We start from the raw sequence: 16,295 nt of genomic DNA, 5'->3' as shown, positions 1-16,295 counted from the left end.
AAGGTGATTATAAACAGGGAATTAAACCTATTTAAAACTCAATCACACTATCCTTTATGAAATGCCATTAATAATCAAATAAGGTTTTATGAGCAAAAACCAAGATGTTTTTGAATAAATTAAAAACTATCATATAGGATAAATATTTTTTGGAGTAACATAGATGTCAGAAATGATACATAGTTCTTTATTACCATCTCAATCATTTAATTCAATCAGAGTAATATCTGCAAAAGAATTTGGCATTGAGTCTGGAGTTTGTAATAGGAAATTATTACAGGATCTACAAGATAGATCTGAATTATTGCGGATCCCGATAGATTTTTCAGGTATTCGAGAAATATGTTTCGATGGTTACATTTCTATCGGTGATTGGTTTCATTGGCGCTCATCCGGCCGATTTGATACCACGATAAAACCTGTGTCATTAACCAGAGCAACCGTTGGTTCAAATGGCTATGGTATTTATGCGTGGTTTACACGAAAAGATCCCGAACAAAATCTCACTTACGCCATGCTTGAAGATATTGGAATGGATGGTCAATATCAAGGTGGATATGAAATTAAGGTGGAATCACTAATCAGGGGATTTTGTTGGCATGCAGATAGAGATTCTGTTTTAACTGATATCACAGCATTGCGCTGCCACTTTAAAAATATGCCTCATGAAGCCTGGGAAGGTTACACAACTAATGGAGGAACAATAGATGGTATACGATATTTATATTGTTCATCTGAAGGCGAAGACCCAGAAAAAACCTCAGTAGGATTCAATGCGTTTAAATGTATGAATGGCTCCATAGACTCACCATCAGAGTATGGAATATATACAATACGCAATATTGTAAGCCGAGGAAATACAGCAAGAGGGCATAGAACATTGACCGATTTGAAACGCGGTTGTGAAAAGTGGAGCATTTCTTTATGTAATACATATGATATGAATGATTGCCACCATTCTACTGATGGCTCTAGAGACGGAATTTTTTCTGATAACATTGGAGAACAAACAGGAAAGTCTTATAGGAATAAAAACTTCCTTGAAATTCAGGGGGAAAATATAACTGTAACATCCTCTATATTCAAAGGAGCACCGGATGATAAAAGAGCGGGAGTCGCGGGTATTTTAATCACTAACTATCAGTATCCTTCATTACCAGGAAGTAATGAAAGTAAAAATATACATATTAGTAACTGTCAAGTAAACAACATTGATAATGGAGCCATCAGAATTATTAATGCGTCAAATGTAAAAGTAAATGGCTTGAGCATTAATAATTGCAAAAATGGAGTTTCATTTGAGCGAAATCTCGGAATGAATAAACCTTTATTTAATACAATCGAAGATATTGTAACTCATGATTCCGATACAGGTTTAATTGTCTCTACTGACTATCCATTGTTAATTAACACTCCACCTATCAATGGAAAAATGGCTTGTAAAATTAATAACGGCACTATAATTTACAGATTCAAAAAACCATATTTTTGTAATTACCCCCCCAGCATAGAAAATTCGGATATACTACTTAAAAATATTGGTGGTACCTCATCCGATGATAGACCTATTGGTATACCTTATGCTATTGAATTAGATGATTCAGAACCATTATCAGTACGGGAATATTCTGCTGCATTAATCCCTGTTCTGGAAGATGATATTATTTATTTCTCTTGCCATGTAAAAGAATTGAGTTCCCCAGAGTCTTCATTTTTAATTAGAGAATACATTGATAATGAGATTAAATATAGTGAATTTATTAGAACTGGAGCACGGAATGACTGGAATGAATTTTTCGTTATTTATCATCCATCAGTTCAAGGAGTTAATAAAATAGAAATTCTGTTATGTCCAGCAACCGATGATTTAGGAAATACGTCACTGCAAGGGAAAACACTATTTTCGAAGATGATTATATCAAAAAGACCTATATGAGCAGCAAGGATGATTTTTAAATAACAACCTTAACTTCACCCTGGTTTCATTGTGGAAGTATATTTTCCATACTCAATATCTCATGCTATCACGTCCTTGGTAGCATTTTTTCAACCATTGAGGATATCCATGCGGTTAATTTACGAGCTGAATGAAGCAATAAGTCCAAGTCTTACAAGTTAGATAAAAAGCACTGACAAATATCTACCCATCTTCAAAAGACTACAATCATGATGACTAATTATACAAAAAGGAAATCATTATGGTCGTATCAAACAAAAGTCGACGTAGTGGTATCAAAAAGCCTTTTAGACTCGAAGAAATCTGGCGTATCCGAACAAGGCTCGAAATCGAAAATAACCTGATGCAACTGGCGTTACTCAATTTGGCAATCGATAGCAAACTCCGAGCGAGTGATTTGCTGACTCTCAAAGTTTGCGATGTTTCGTCACAAGGTATGGTATTTGATAGGGTTAGACATGCTCAGAGGAAAACTGATATTGAAGTCCAATTTGAGATTACCTCTAAGACTCAGAATAGCTTAATTAAGTGGATGCTCTCTGCTTCTTTGACTGCTGGCAATTATCTTTTCCCAAGTTTGAGATGTAAGCAGCAACCAATTAGTTACTCATACTATAGGCATCTCGTTAGAACGTGGGCATCAAATCTTGGGTTAGACCCAAATTTCTATGGCACTCACTCGATGAGGAGAACGAAAGCAACGCTTGTATACGCTAAAACTAAGAACATTCGTGCAGTTCAACTATTACTTGGGCACGCAAAGGTAGATAATACTATCCGTTATCTTGGTGTTGAATTGGAGGATGCCCTCCGACTTTCAGAAGGAACAGATTGTTAAGCCATGTGGCCCTGAATTATAGGGGGCCACCACCCATTACGAGTTAGATCCAAGATTTACCAATCCTCCCTTTTCGTGCTTATTCATACCAAAGCTAATGGATATGTAAAGCCTTATCCTATTCTTAATCTTAAACTACCAAGAAAAAATTAAGTATAATAGGTAGATACAAATATTATTTTTGAGTGTTGGCCTTAATAGTTCTGGCTCTATCTTTGAACTTAGGGTCAATAGAACTTAGTGCATACAATCTACCTAGTAATGTGAGTGTAATCTGCATATTGATGGCATTAGGAATGTCTTTTATAGATTTCCAACATGTAATGTCTGAAACTAGCTTCATTCGCTGCTCATTACGTACGAACACTATTTCATCCTTTATCACAATGCCTGTTACAAGCTTCGGTTCTTTGCCGCGATACAATTTTGTTTTGGTCGGGTGCATTTGGTGTCCATGCCTTTCAATAATCTGACGAGTTATGGACTTGAAAAGTGGGTTTACGTGGTTTCCCGAGAAAGTAAGGTCATCGACATACAAAGTCATTGTTACATTGTGCTTAATAGCTAACTGTTCGAGCTCGCTAAACATTCTACAGTTAGCCCAGTAAGCGAGTGGCATACTGATGCGACTACCTGTTGGAAGGTGACCGTGAATTGTGCAAATATGGCTTAAGATATCTGCGACATCTGATGAACATTCCATAACTGTGTAGAAAAACGAAAAAACCATGCTTCTTTTTGTCGATATGGAAAAAAAGAACAAACATCCGTTGTCATGAGTGGAAAACTGTTACAGTGAATACGAGCATTACCTACATTTGAGTGTTGTTTCTTTCCAGAATGCAAAAAACTCGGTGTAGCAATTCGGCAAATTAGACTTGCGATCCGTGTGTGAACTACATCTAATTCGCCTACTGGATGCTGTATTTTACGTACCTTACCCTTCTTACCTTTTTCCTCAAACTCGTTGTAGTTTTCCGTATCGTTCATCATACGAAGCAGAGTTTCCATATCAACTTTGAGTAGATTTGTTAACTTCTTTTTTGACTTAAGTTTGTAGAAAGGAGAATCTTGTAAGGTATAGGATTTTTTTCTGGTAACTATTTTAAGCTTTGATTTTTTTGTCATTCTTATTGATCGCCCAGTCTGCAATTACTAGAACTTTACCAACCATTAATTGTCTGAATTTTTTGGCTAACTTCCCTTCCTTGTGGATGTTCTGAGAAAACATTACAAGAGAAGTTACGGGGATATCAAACTTTGATGAATACATCTCAAGTAATTCGCTCTCGATAGGCCTATTACCTGATTCAAGTTCTTTTAAATACAACGGCGTCAAACCAAACTCGTTAGCTAAATCGCTAACCGTTAGTTCATGATATTGTCGAATTAATTTTAAAGCTTTGTGGATCATTAGGTAGTCCATAGTAGGTTCGAAACAAGGGGGAGTAAACTTACTCGTCACCCCTTTCTGTTCCTTCTAACATACGTAGTAAGAGCCAGATTCTATAAATCCATACGAGTATGAACTTAATGATTGAAAAAACGGTTTCCCACTTCTTCGGGCGTGTCTTTTGGTTTACTTGCTGATCTTGATGTGCGTTATGTTTTTTCATAAATATCTCCTATGTGCCTTGAAACCCACCTCATCCGCAGATGAGATTAAGAAGTTACAAGTTCGCCTCACAAAGGAAGGGATTGATCAGCACAAAGCCCCCGTCTCGACGAACCTTTGGTCGCCCAAAAGGTTCGAGTACCCACCCATGTTCATGCTGTCACTAATATAGAGAAGCTAGGCATGTGGGGGTAAAAGGGTAGAAAGATTTCTCTTTCCTCGGACTAAGTCCAGTTAATGGCGTAGTTATCCCTCAACACATCAAGTATTAATCATATTAATGAAATCCATAACTATCAAAGGGAATATTTAAAAATGAGACATAGTAGGCAATATTGAAGTGTATTAGTCGTCACTCGAACTTGACCTGGCAGTTAGCCATATATTTTCTCATCATCGTCAGATCGTTACCTACCTTTGGGTTAACTCATTTATGCCCAAGGACATATCGGGGCATGATCATCGCCAGCATGTTTCTGCCCCATTGTGTGTTGGTGTCGCTAGCTGAATTATATCGGGAACCTATTTTTAGCCTGAATTTGTCAGATAACTACATAGTGACACTAAACCGGAAGGTGCAATACTGGTGGAACGAGTATAACTGAGCAAGCTGGGAAATTATGATTGTGATACTTCCAGAGAACTCCACATAGAAGGCTTTAAATTTACGGTAATATGACATGTGAAAACACTTGCTAATATTGATGCGATTTAATCCTACGTTTTGCACAAAAAACATGAGTTGTATTTCGTAACACGGCTGAATGCCCATACCCTAACATCCAGCCGATTTAAGGAAATTAATCCAATGAGAATGCTGATAAAGGAAGAGCTGTCTCATGCAGATGACGCCATATCACCTGATTATCCGCCTCCAACTCGAACACCACGGTCGAAAAGCGCAGCGTTGCGTTCTGGCCTGGCAGCTGTTGCCGTTCCTGATAAGTCACGGTAGCCCCTATAGCACTCTCTGCAATCAATTGCATATTGTCGATTTCAATCTCCAGCCCCGATTTTGCGCCGCATTGCGTACGGAAAAACGAAGTTAGCGACGTGTAATCAAGCTGGCCTCCACCTGGAGTCACCATGGAATAGGCTGGGCTGAAACGTGCCAACAAATCTTCACACACCTCGGCGGGACTGCTGGCATCGCCGAGCCAACGGCGGATCAGTACGTGAGCATCTAAGACTTCCTGAAAGTAGCGATTCATCATTTCTCCTGATTAAACGTAAGAATAACTCTGCTATTAGCTATCCGTAGGCAGAGTAAGACGGGAATGACAGCACTGATGGCCGCCAGTGCAAAGCACAGATGATAAGCCTGGGTTTGCTGAATACCTGATATGTTGAGTAACACGTTCAGTAATAAACTGATTAACGTCACGCCCAAACAGAAACTGAGCTGACGGTTAATGTTCCACAGGGCGCTGGCATCCGCCAATTCAGCATCGTGTATCTGAATAAACGCCAAACTCTGCGCGGTGCTGCTGCACAGGCTGCCCCCGAATCCCATCAATGCATAAGCGACAGCCGCCAAAATCACGTCATCGGCACTGCCAACCAGAGGTAATAATCCAATACCGATCCCCTGCACCAGGCAACCAATGATGAACAACGGACGCGGCCCGACCTTATTAAACTTTTTGCCAGTGAGAGAGATAGCGGCAAATGAGGCTATCGCCCAGGGAAACATCATCGCGCCCACCAGGGTGGCATGCATCCCAAGCTGATCCTACAAATACAGCATCGTAATCAGGCTGACGCCGGTAAAAATGCCCGGAATAAGCTGATAGATCAGCATCGCGGTTTGCAGCATCGGCTTCTGGATTAGACGCAGGTTGAGCAACGGTTGCGTTTTACGTAACGAAGTGCGTACATACCAGCACATCAGCGCAATACCAGAGCCCAGTAACGCCGCCCCCAAGCTCAGGCGATCGGATTCGCCCATGTAAGTCAGGCCTAGCAGAATCAGAGTCAGCGCCAGACAGCCCGAGATAAGATCGCTGAAATCCAGCCGTTCGGCACTGGTGGCACGCACATCACTCTTCAGCCAACAAACGGCAAGAATCAATGCGACGAATGCCAAGGGCAAACTGGCTAAAAATACCCAGCGCCAGCTGACGTTGTCCACGAGCACGCCGCCGATGGCCGGAGAGAGCGCCGGCGCCATTAAGGCGACCAGCATAACGACCGAAGAGAGTTTTGCCCGCTCATGACTGCGATAAAGGGCATAAGTCATTGCCTGACCAACAGGGATCAGCAGTCCCCCGCCCAGTCCCTGTACCACGCGCCAGGCAATGAGTTGCTCAATATGGGAGGCGCCGGCTGTACAGCCGGTGCCGATGATGAAAATAATCAATGAGAGGATAAACAGGCGCTTTGAGCCCACTCGTTTTGCCAGCCAACTACTTAGGGGAATAACCAACGTTAATCCCAGAATATAGCCATTACTCACCCACGCCAGCTGACTAACCGGCGCATTAAGCTGCCGGCCAATATCGGGATAGGCGACGTTGGCGATAAACATGTTGACCAGATCGATGAAAAAACCCAGCAGATAGACGCTGGCGACACGCACCCGATAATTCATATATTTCTCATGAAAAACAACATAATGGGCGCAGTATACAGTTAGAAAAAAAAAGATAAATCGACGTTTTGCAGTTACACTGTCTAAATTATTTTGACAATAATCCAAGTTCATAAGGAAGATCCATGCTGAATATGCAACGTCTGGAGATATTTGTGGCGGTAGTGGAAGCCGGCAGTTTTACCGGCGCGGCGCATACGCTGGGGCTGACCAAAGCAGTAGTGAGTTTTAACATTAAGCAGCTTGAGGAGGAATTAGGCATTTCCGTGCTCAGTCGCAGTACCCGGCAGGTAGCCATCACCGATGCCGGCGAACGTTTTTATCTGCACTGTTTGCAGCTGTTGCAGGATATGGAAAAAATCCTAGGCGATGTCCGCAGCGATCATGCCGGCCTGAGAGGCATGCTGCGTATCACCACCACGCAGGAATATGGGGCCAGAGTTGTGGTTCCCGTGATCTCGGCATTTGCCGCCCTGCATCCACAACTACGCATCCAGCACGTATCGTCATCAAAAAATGATGATTTGATCTCTGGACGTTTTGATGTAGCAATACGTCTTGGCCAACTGGCAGATTCTACTCATCATGCGAAGCTAATCGATTGGTTCGATATTCTACCTGTCGCTTCAAAAGAATATTTAACGACGCATCATGACAATACCATCACTGACCTGAAACAACTGCAAAGTGCGCGCTGGATCGCACATAGCCGTCTTGCCACACCATTAAGCTGGCAGGTTTTGACGCCTGCAGGCGACAATGTACTGTTCAGGGCAGATGCTCCTCCCATGATTATGGCTGACAGCGCGACTTCACTGCGGGCATTTGCCCGCAGTGGCGCAGGCGTGGCATTACTGCCCGCTTGGTTGGTGCAAGAAGATATTGCCAACGGATGTTTAACCCCATTACTGCCTGATCACCACTTTCCCAGGCAAGGCATCTACGCGCTCTATCCCAATACCCGCCATGTCTCCGAAAACGTCCGGACATTTATCGATTTCTTACAAAGCCGGATCGAAAAGCCCAACAGCAAACAATAACAGAATCTAAACAACCAATCTCAAACACATCAGCAAAATTCGCGATGAGTGACTTCAGGAAAAACGGAATGATAGCAAACTTATCGCGCCCCCCTCTTAAAGGCTAACAACCTTTCGGCTTAGAAATTTTCAAAATGAATTGTGTAATTTTACATCAAGCACGCTAAAAAAATTTTCCGTTCTGATCCAGCGAGCTAGTGTAGCAGTCAAGGATTTTCGGACACTTTAATAAAGACCAAAAACTGATCCTTATCTATAATTTTTTTATCTCAGTGAAAAAAATAAACTATTTCTCATCAAAAACTTTAGTTTTAAAGTAAGAATTATCATTTTGATATAAATTTACTTAATGAGGATATATCAATGAAAAAGCCACTAGTCGTAATAACTGGAGCTAGTTCAGGAATCGGTCAGGCAACAGCAAAATTGCTTTCCTCATATGGCTATCCACTACTTTTAATCGCTCGACGAATAGAACGAATGGAAAGTCTAAATTTGCCAAATACATTATGTATGGCAGTTGACGTTACAGATAAAAAATCATTTTCCAAAGCAATAGAACAAGCAGAACAAAAGTTTGGTCCCGTTGATGCTCTAATTAACAATGCAGGAGTCATGCTGTTAGGAAGCATGGAATTACAAGATTCTAACGAATGGGAACAAATGTTAAATGTTAATGTGAAAGGAATGATGAATGGTATTAGTGCTGTAACGAAAGGGATGATAAACAGAAAAAACGGAACCATAATAAATATCAGCTCAGTAGCCGGACGTAAAACTTTTCCTAACCATACCGTTTATGTTGGTACAAAATTTGCTGTACATGGAATGAGTGAGAATTTAAGAGAAGAACTTTCAAAGTACAATATAAGAGTCACAATAATTGCTCCGGGTGCAGTCGAAACTGAGCTATTAAGCCACACATCCGATAAAAAAATAAAAGAAGAATATCAAGACTGGAAAAAAAGTATGGGTGGTGAGGTTCTAACCGCAGAAGATGTAGCTAAGGCTATAAATTATGCCTACAGCCAACCTCAAAATATCTGTATCAGAGAAATTGTTCTTGCGTCCACTAAGCAAGAAGCTTAAAACCAAATTAAATGGGCACTACTGCAAAATTTGATTTCTATAAAAATGGAACTCTATTGCCACAACATATTGCGTTTCTAGTAATAGAAATAACAAAATGTAGTAGGGAAACCATCTCCAGCAAAAATTTGCAACAGTGCCAACATCAACAGGGCGTTTTATGTTTAGGCATGTTGGCTTCATTGCTGAGCTTGAAAATTGAATTGCCACAGGTTTAATTGATAACTCAGAATTATTATGGGCTGACTTTGCCATGGTTGAAGCTCCCCAACTCTATGAGCATCTGCTATTGGCACAGGGCTGACAGTGGATGGCATGATTATGCGGGATATTTACAATCATACCGACATGACTTAGTGACGGTTGTATCTAATTTTTGGCGCCGATCAGTTACAACATAGGACTCCAATACTGCTACAAGCTGTTTAACCACTATTTGTTGTGCAAACTCGGTCAATTTTCCTAGTTATGAAGACGCAGGTTGTGAGCGGTCGATTGCCTAGCCCATCTGTGGGGATACCAAAATTACATCCATTTTGGCCTGGTGCAATTAAGTCAGACTGATTTTATGAGATAATCTCATCCAAGATCATTTTATATATATTATCGGACGACAGAAGAGGGATTAACTAGTGATGGCATTTCTTCTTTGCCAGAGCTTAGTCCTCAATATGCAGAACTCCGATTATTTTTCGTAAAAAAAGAGAACCTATTTACATGGCTAAATCACCAGCTAAAAAAACCAACAAAGGCTTCGAAGAGACCCTCTGGGATACCGCTAATCAACTGCGTGGTAGCATAGAATCCTCCGAATATAAGCATGTAGTGTTGAGTTTGGTCTTCCTGAAATTTATCAGTGATAAGTTCGAAGCCAAACGTAACCAATTAATTGCTAACGGTCAGGAAGCCTTTGTTGATATGGATGTTTTCTATCAGCAGGATAACGTTTTCTTTTTGCCTCAAGAGTCTCGTTGGTCTTACGTCAAAGCCCGTGCGAAGCAAGATGATATCGCGGTAATTATCGACACAGCCCTGTCTACTATAGAGAAGAGCAACGCATCGCTGACGGGGGCTTTACCTGATAACTATTTCTCCCGTCAGGGATTAGAGGTGAAAAGGCTCGCTTCCCTCATCGATAGCATTGAGAATATTGATACCCTTGCAAGCGAGTGCGGTCTGGCGGAAGAAGATCTGGTCGGTCGAGTCTACGAATATTTTTTAGGAAGATTTGCTGCCAGTGAAGGTAAGGGGGGCGGCGAATTCTATACCCCTAAATCGGTGGTAACACTGCTAGCCGAAATGCTCGAACCTTATCAGGGCAAGATTTATGACCCTTGCTGTGGCTCAGGCGGTATGTTTGTACAGTCACTTAAATTTGTTGATAGCCATCAAGGAAAAAGCAAAGATATTGCTATCTATGGGCAAGAACTCACCAGCACCACTTACAAACTGGCTAAAATGAACTTAGCAGTAAGAGGTCTCACTGGCAACTTAGGGGAACGCCCAGCCGATACGTTTTTTGCTGACCAGCACCCTGATCTCAAAGCTGATTTCATCATGGCTAATCCTCCTTTTAACTTGAAGGATTGGCGCAATGAAGCGGAACTGACTAACGACCCCCGTTTTACCGGTTTCCGCACTCCACCTACTGGTAATGCCAACTACGCATGGATCTTGCACATGCTTTCTAAGTTGAGCGAAGACGGCGTCGCGGGTTTTGTATTGGCTAACGGTTCGATGAGTTCCAACACCAGTGGTGAAGGGGAAATTCGCCAAAAGCTAATAGAAGATGACCGTATCGAGTGCATGATTGCCTTACCCGGCCAGCTTTTTTTCACTACACAAATTCCGGTTTGTTTATGGTTTATTAGCAAGAGTAAGCAAACTAGCGCTAAATATGGTTACCGTGATCGTCAAGGCGAGACACTGTTTATCGATGCGCGCAATCTCGGCACTATGATCAGCCGTACCCAAAAAGAACTCACCCATGATGATATTGCCACTATCGCCGATACCTTCCACGCGTGGCGCAGTAGCGAAAGCGAACTTAAGCGCCGTGTTGCAGCTAAAGAAATTAGTATTGAGGAGTACCAAGATCAGGCGGGTTTCTGTAAGGTTGCTACCCTTGACGATATTAAGGCTAACGATTTTGTATTAACGCCGGGGCGCTATGTGGGCGCTGCGGAAGTGGAAGATGACGGCGTTGCTTTTGAAACCAAGATGCAGGAGTTGACTCAAACTTTATATCGCCAGATGGATGAAGCAGAAAAGTTGGATAAGGCTATCCGTACCAATATGGAGGTGCTGGGTTATGGGGAATGAATGGCCAGTAACTTGCCTTAATAGACACATTTCTATCAAACACGGTTTTGCTTTCAAGGGAGAGTATTTCAAAGATTCACCTACATCTAATTGCCTATTAACACCCGGTAACTTCGCAATTGGTGGAGGGTTCAAAGGGGATAAATACAAGTACTACGATGGTCCCGTTCCGAGTGACTATGTTTTAAAATCTGGTAATTTAGTTGTAACAATGACTGACTTGAGTAAGCAGGCTGATACTCTTGGTTACTCTGCGTTAATACCAGAACAATCTGTTAAACGCTTCCTGCACAATCAGCGAACGGGATTGGTACAATTTAAAGACGATGCACTAGACAAAACTTTCCTATATTTCCTTTTGCGCTCAAAAGAGTATCGACATCACGTTGTCAGTGGGGCTACTGGGACAACAGTAAAACACACATCTCCAACAAAAATCCTCTCATATGAATTCCGAATACCTCCGAAGGATTTGCAAATTTCGATCGGTAACTATTTGCTATCAATAGAGAAAAAAATCTCCCTCAACCTTCAAATCAACCAAACCTTGGAGCAAATGGCACAAACTCTGTTTAAATCGTGGTTTGTAGATTTTGATCCAGTGGTCGATAACGCACTTGATACAGGTTTTTTTGAGCAGGATTTAGCATTTTCTGAAGAGTTATTGCATCGAGTAGAAATGCGTAAAATTGCGCGTGAAAGTGGTAATTTTAAATCGCTACCTGAGGATATCCGTAAGTTATTTCCATCTTCTTTTGAAAAATGTGAAGAGCTTTCATTGGGGCTTGGTGGCTGGGTGCCGAAGGGGTGGGAAGTATCTACCGTAGGTGATGAACTTACTGTAAAAGGTGGCTCTACACCAAGCACTGCAAATCCTGAATTCTGGGTGGGGGGAAATATTCACTGGACTTCTCCAAAAGACCTATCGGGTAGCAAAGAAAAAATAATGCTCGATACAGAGCGAAAAATCACTGATGTTGGGTTAAATAAAATTACATCTGGATTACTCCCAGTTGAAACGGTGCTGATGTCTTCACGAGCACCTATTGGTTATCTTGCTCTGACAAAAATTCCGGTTGCGGTTAATCAGGGCTATATCGCGATTCCTACAACAAAAAGGCTTTCACCGGAGTATGTCCTTTATTGGTTGAACTCTTCTATGGATGAAATTAAAGGAATTGCTGGCGGTACAACATTTGCTGAAATCAGCAAAAAAACGTTCAAAAGCATCTCAATGGTCATTCCGAATACAAAGGTAATTGGTATCTATACAGTTACAACTAAAAGCTATCTCAATAAAATGACGCTAAATGCTACAGAAAGGTCAGCATTAGAAAAACTCCGTGATGCGTTATTACCTAAGTTGATCTCTGGCGAGCTATCCCTAAGCGATGTTAAAACAAGTATCGCAGAAGATGCATCGATATAAATAATTCGACCGCTTCACAGTTTTCCCATTGTGAGGCGGTTTTTGTTATCTAATCGATTAAACTTATTTTATAAAAACAAATCCTATAAAAACCAATAAGAAGCCACTGACATGAGCCATATTTTTACAGAAGCCAAACTGGAACAGGCTATTATCACCTTGCTAGGACAGCACGTAAATGATGCAGGGCAGCCTTGCTACCCACATTTTATGGGTAACGATATTCCACGCAAAGATAACAGTGAAGTGATAATTACGGATGATCTGCGCCAGTATCTCGCCAATCAATATCAGGCGGAAGGCATAACCGAAGGGGAAATTACCTCCATCCTACAACAGTTACAAACCTTGCCTGCAAGTGACCTATACCAAAGCAACAAAACCTTCTGTCATTGGCTCAGTAATGGTTTTTTACTCAAACGTGAAGACCGTAAACAAAAAGACCTGTATATCGAACTGATTGATACCCAAACGCTGCCAAGCCAGCTGGTTAGGCTGTTTGCGGGTGAAGAAGTGGCGTCAGAGGTGGATAATAATATCTACCGATTGGTCAATCAGTTGGAAATAGAGGGGCAAACGCGTGATGGCGGGCTACAACGGCGTATTCCTGATGCGATTTTGTACGTTAATGGTTTGCCGCTGGTGGTGTTCGAATTTAAATCGGCAGTGCGTGAGGAAGAAGCGACACTGTTTGATGCTTGGACACAGATTTGTGTTCGTTATCGTCGCGACATCCCTAAACTATTTGTCTATAACGCATTGTGTATTATCAGTGATGGCGTGAATAACAAAATGGGCAACTTGTTTGCCCCTTACGAATTCTACTACGCATGGCGCAAAGTAAACGGCAACGAGTCAACGGAGAAAGAGGGCATCAATGGCCTTTATACCCTGCTTCAAGGGCTATTCCATCCCGTTAGGTTACTGGACGTGCTGAAAAATTTTATTTTCTTCCCTGATACCAGTAAGCATGAAGTAAAGGTGTGTTGTCGTTATCCGCAATATTATGCAGCCCGTAAGCTTTACTACAACATTAAAAAAGAGCGTAAGCAAATCACGGGCAGTGGCGAGAATATTGGTGGTAGCGGTAAGGGCGGAACCTATTTCGGTGCAACGGGTTGCGGTAAGAGCTACACCATGCAATTTTTGACTCGCTTATTGATGAAGAGTGTCAATTTTGCCAGTCCAACGATTATCTTAATTACCGACCGTACCGATCTCGATGAGCAGCTCGCTAAGCAGTTTTGTAATGCCACTGCCTTTATTGGTGATGAGATTATTGAACCGGTATCGAGTCGGCAAGATCTGCGGAACAAACTGGCGGGACGAGCCAGTGGCGGGGTATTTCTCACCACCATTCATAAGTTTACCGAAGATATTCAACTGCTTTCTGAGCGCAGCAATATTATCTGTATCTCTGACGAAGCCCACCGTAGCCAGATCAACCTTGACCAGAAAATCAGTATTAATCAGGAAAATGGCACGGTTAAAAAGACTTACGGTTTTGCCAAGTATCTGCATGACTCACTACCGAATGCGACCTATGTTGGGTTTACGGGCACGCCTATCGACGCAACGCTGGATGTATTCGGCGATACTATCGATAGCTACACCATGACGGAGTCGGTCAATGATGAAATCACCGTTCGCATTGTGTATGAAGGACGAGCCGCCAAGATAGTCCTTGATAACAGCAAACTAGAGGCAATCGAACAGTATTATCAGGAGTGTGAAGCACAAGGAACAAACGAGTACCAGATTGAAGAGAGCAAGAAGGCAACCGCTAACATGAACTCCATTCTTGGTGACCCCGACCGCATAGAGGCTCTAGCTAAAGATTTTGCTCAACATTACCAAAAACGCGTAGAGGAAGGCTCAACGATCAAAGGTAAAGCCATGGTTGTTTGCGCCAGCCGTGAGATTGCGTATGCTTTTTACCAGAGCCTTAAACAGCAACGCCCTGAGTGGTTTGAAGCGAAACAGGCTATTGATGGTATATCTCTTACTGAACAAGAGAAAAAAGAGTTAGTGAGTCTTCCTTTGGTCAATATGGTAATGACACGGGGGAAAGATGACGCAGAAGCTATGTACAATTTGCTCGGTACTAAAGAGTACCGCAGAGAGTTAGACAAGCAATTTAAAAACCCTAAGTCTAACTTCAAGATAGCGATTGTGGTGGATATGTGGCTGACGGGCTTTGACGTGCCGGAACTCGACACCATTTACATTGATAAGCCGTTGCAAAAGCATAATCTTATCCAAACCATTTCCCGGGTAAATCGTCGTTTCGAAGGTAAAGACAAGGGGCTTGTAGTTGACTATATCGGCATTAAAAGCCGAATGAATATGGCGTTGGCGATGTACTCGAAGGCGGATAAATCTAACTTTGAAGATGTTCAGCAATCCATCGTCGAGGTTCGTAATCACCTGCATTTATTGGCGCAAGTGTTTCATAATTTTGATAGTCGTGATTACTTTTCAGGTGCACCGACCTTGCAATTAGAATGCCTCAATAAGGCGGCTGAATTCGTATTGCAGACGAAGAAAGTCGAACTACGCTTTATGGGGTTAGTGAAACGCTTAAAAGCTGCCTATGATGTCTGCGTTGGTAGTGAAGAAATTACACAGGAAGAGCGTGAGCAAATCCATTTTTATTTAGCGGTACGTTCGATTGTCTACAAACTGACGAAAGGTGATGCCCCTGATACTGCGCAGATGAACCAAAAAGTGCGTGAGATGATAGCCGAAGCACTCAAGGCGGAAGGTGTCGAAGAAATCTTTACCTTAGGTGATGACAAAGCCGAAACCATCGATATTTTTGATGATGAGTACATGGATCGCATTGGCAAAATCAAGCTGCCCAACACCCGGATGCAACTGCTACAAAAGATGTTGGCAAAAGCCATCAATGATTTTCAAAAGGTGAACCAACTTCAAGGGATCAACTTTTCCAAGCGCTTCCAAGCCTTGGTTGAACAGTATAACCAGCGTAAAGAGAACGATGTGCTCAACGGTGAAGAGTTCGACATCTTCACTCAGCAGATGGCTGATATGATCTATGACATCAAGACCGAGATGATGTCATTTGAGGATATCGGTATCGACATGGAAGAGAAGGCCTTTCTCGATATTCTGCTGCATATGTGCCAGAAGTACGATTTTACCTACGACGATGACAAAATGTTGGCCTTAGCCAAGGAGATGAAGGTCATTGTCGACGATGGTACCCAGTACCCCGACTGGAGTAACCGCGACGACATTAAGGCCAAGCTGAAAGTCGATCTTATCCTGCTGCTACACCGTTATGGCTTCCCCCCAGTGGCTAACGATGAGGTTTACAAAAGCGTTCTGGAGCAGGCAGAGAACTTCAAGAAGTACCAGCATAGTTGATTTATCTCATCGAGGTTTGGCAATC

General features: G+C 42.1%; 11 protein-coding genes and 2 pseudogenes. 7 read left to right on the top strand and 6 right to left on the bottom strand.

Translation table 11 applies throughout. The annotated features are described in order from the left end of the window. The first annotated feature begins 163 nt into the window (after positions 1-163). Positions 164-1,936, top strand: a complete 1,773-nt coding sequence (locus Xhom_RS44920; protein WP_069316990.1) for a hypothetical protein — start codon at positions 164-166, stop codon at positions 1,934-1,936. A gap of 262 nt (positions 1,937-2,198) precedes the next feature. Then, positions 2,199-2,795, top strand: a complete 597-nt coding sequence (locus tag Xhom_RS44925; protein WP_069316991.1) for a tyrosine-type recombinase/integrase — start codon at positions 2,199-2,201, stop codon at positions 2,793-2,795. A 669-nt stretch (positions 2,796-3,464) separates the two neighbouring features. On the opposite strand, the gene Xhom_RS44930 is transcribed toward Xhom_RS44925, so the two are convergent. From Xhom_RS44930 to Xhom_RS44950, 5 genes and pseudogenes are all read right to left on the bottom strand, one after another. Continuing rightward, positions 3,465-3,923: an RNA-dependent RNA polymerase family protein gene (locus Xhom_RS44930; protein ID WP_232326115.1), complete on the bottom strand. Its 459-nt coding sequence runs from the start codon at positions 3,921-3,923 to the stop codon at positions 3,465-3,467. Then, a complete protein-coding gene (locus Xhom_RS44935) occupies positions 3,901-4,209 on the bottom strand; it encodes a helix-turn-helix domain-containing protein (protein WP_069318487.1) in 309 nt (102 codons plus the stop codon). Before Xhom_RS44935 ends, Xhom_RS44930 begins: the two co-directional genes overlap by 23 nt. Positions 4,210-4,950: 741 nt before the next feature. Beyond that, positions 4,951-5,098: pseudogene (locus Xhom_RS44940) on the bottom strand (IS982 family transposase); the annotation flags it as partial. Positions 5,099-5,210: 112 nt separating this feature from the next. Continuing rightward, a complete protein-coding gene (locus Xhom_RS44945) occupies positions 5,211-5,621 on the bottom strand; it encodes a DUF4440 domain-containing protein (RefSeq protein WP_069316992.1) in 411 nt (136 codons plus the stop codon). Next, positions 5,621-7,000: pseudogene (locus tag Xhom_RS44950) on the bottom strand (MFS transporter). Before Xhom_RS44950 ends, Xhom_RS44945 begins: the two are co-directional and overlap by 1 nt. A gap of 125 nt (positions 7,001-7,125) precedes the next feature. Here Xhom_RS44950 and Xhom_RS44955 point away from each other — a divergent pair. Then, on the top strand, positions 7,126-8,040 hold the full coding sequence (locus Xhom_RS44955; protein ID WP_069316993.1) for a LysR family transcriptional regulator: 915 nt from the start codon (positions 7,126-7,128) through the stop codon (positions 8,038-8,040). Between the two features lie 363 nt (positions 8,041-8,403). Then, positions 8,404-9,129, top strand: coding sequence for an SDR family oxidoreductase (locus tag Xhom_RS44960; protein WP_069316994.1), 726 nt, complete (start codon positions 8,404-8,406; stop codon positions 9,127-9,129). 18 nt (positions 9,130-9,147) lie between these two features. On the opposite strand, the gene Xhom_RS44965 is transcribed toward Xhom_RS44960, so the two are convergent. Further along, positions 9,148-9,384 carry a hypothetical protein gene (locus Xhom_RS44965; RefSeq protein WP_145957420.1) on the bottom strand — a complete coding sequence of 79 codons (237 nt, stop codon included), beginning with the start codon at positions 9,382-9,384 and terminating at the stop codon, positions 9,148-9,150. A gap of 462 nt (positions 9,385-9,846) precedes the next feature. Here Xhom_RS44965 and Xhom_RS44970 point away from each other — a divergent pair, with 462 nt between their 5' ends. The 3 genes from Xhom_RS44970 (at position 9,847) to Xhom_RS44980 (ending at position 16,270) form a co-directional block, all read left to right on the top strand. Then, a complete protein-coding gene (locus Xhom_RS44970) occupies positions 9,847-11,451 on the top strand; it encodes a type I restriction-modification system subunit M (protein ID WP_069316996.1) in 1,605 nt (534 codons plus the stop codon). Beyond that, positions 11,441-12,880 (top strand): restriction endonuclease subunit S, encoded by a 1,440-nt coding sequence (locus Xhom_RS44975; protein WP_069316997.1) that lies wholly within the window; start codon positions 11,441-11,443, stop codon positions 12,878-12,880. The genes Xhom_RS44970 and Xhom_RS44975 overlap by 11 nt, the downstream gene beginning before the upstream one ends. Before the next feature lie 111 nt (positions 12,881-12,991). Then, complete coding sequence (locus Xhom_RS44980; RefSeq protein ID WP_069316998.1) at positions 12,992-16,270, top strand: type I restriction endonuclease subunit R; 3,279 nt, start codon at positions 12,992-12,994, stop codon at positions 16,268-16,270. Positions 16,271-16,295: the final 25 nt, after the last annotated feature.

It is taken from the genome of Xenorhabdus hominickii (assembly GCF_002632725.1).
Classification (GTDB): Bacteria; Pseudomonadota; Gammaproteobacteria; order Enterobacterales; family Enterobacteriaceae; genus Xenorhabdus; species Xenorhabdus hominickii.
Note: the sequence above shows the minus strand (reverse complement) of the source record. Positions and strands in the feature narration are given on the sequence as shown.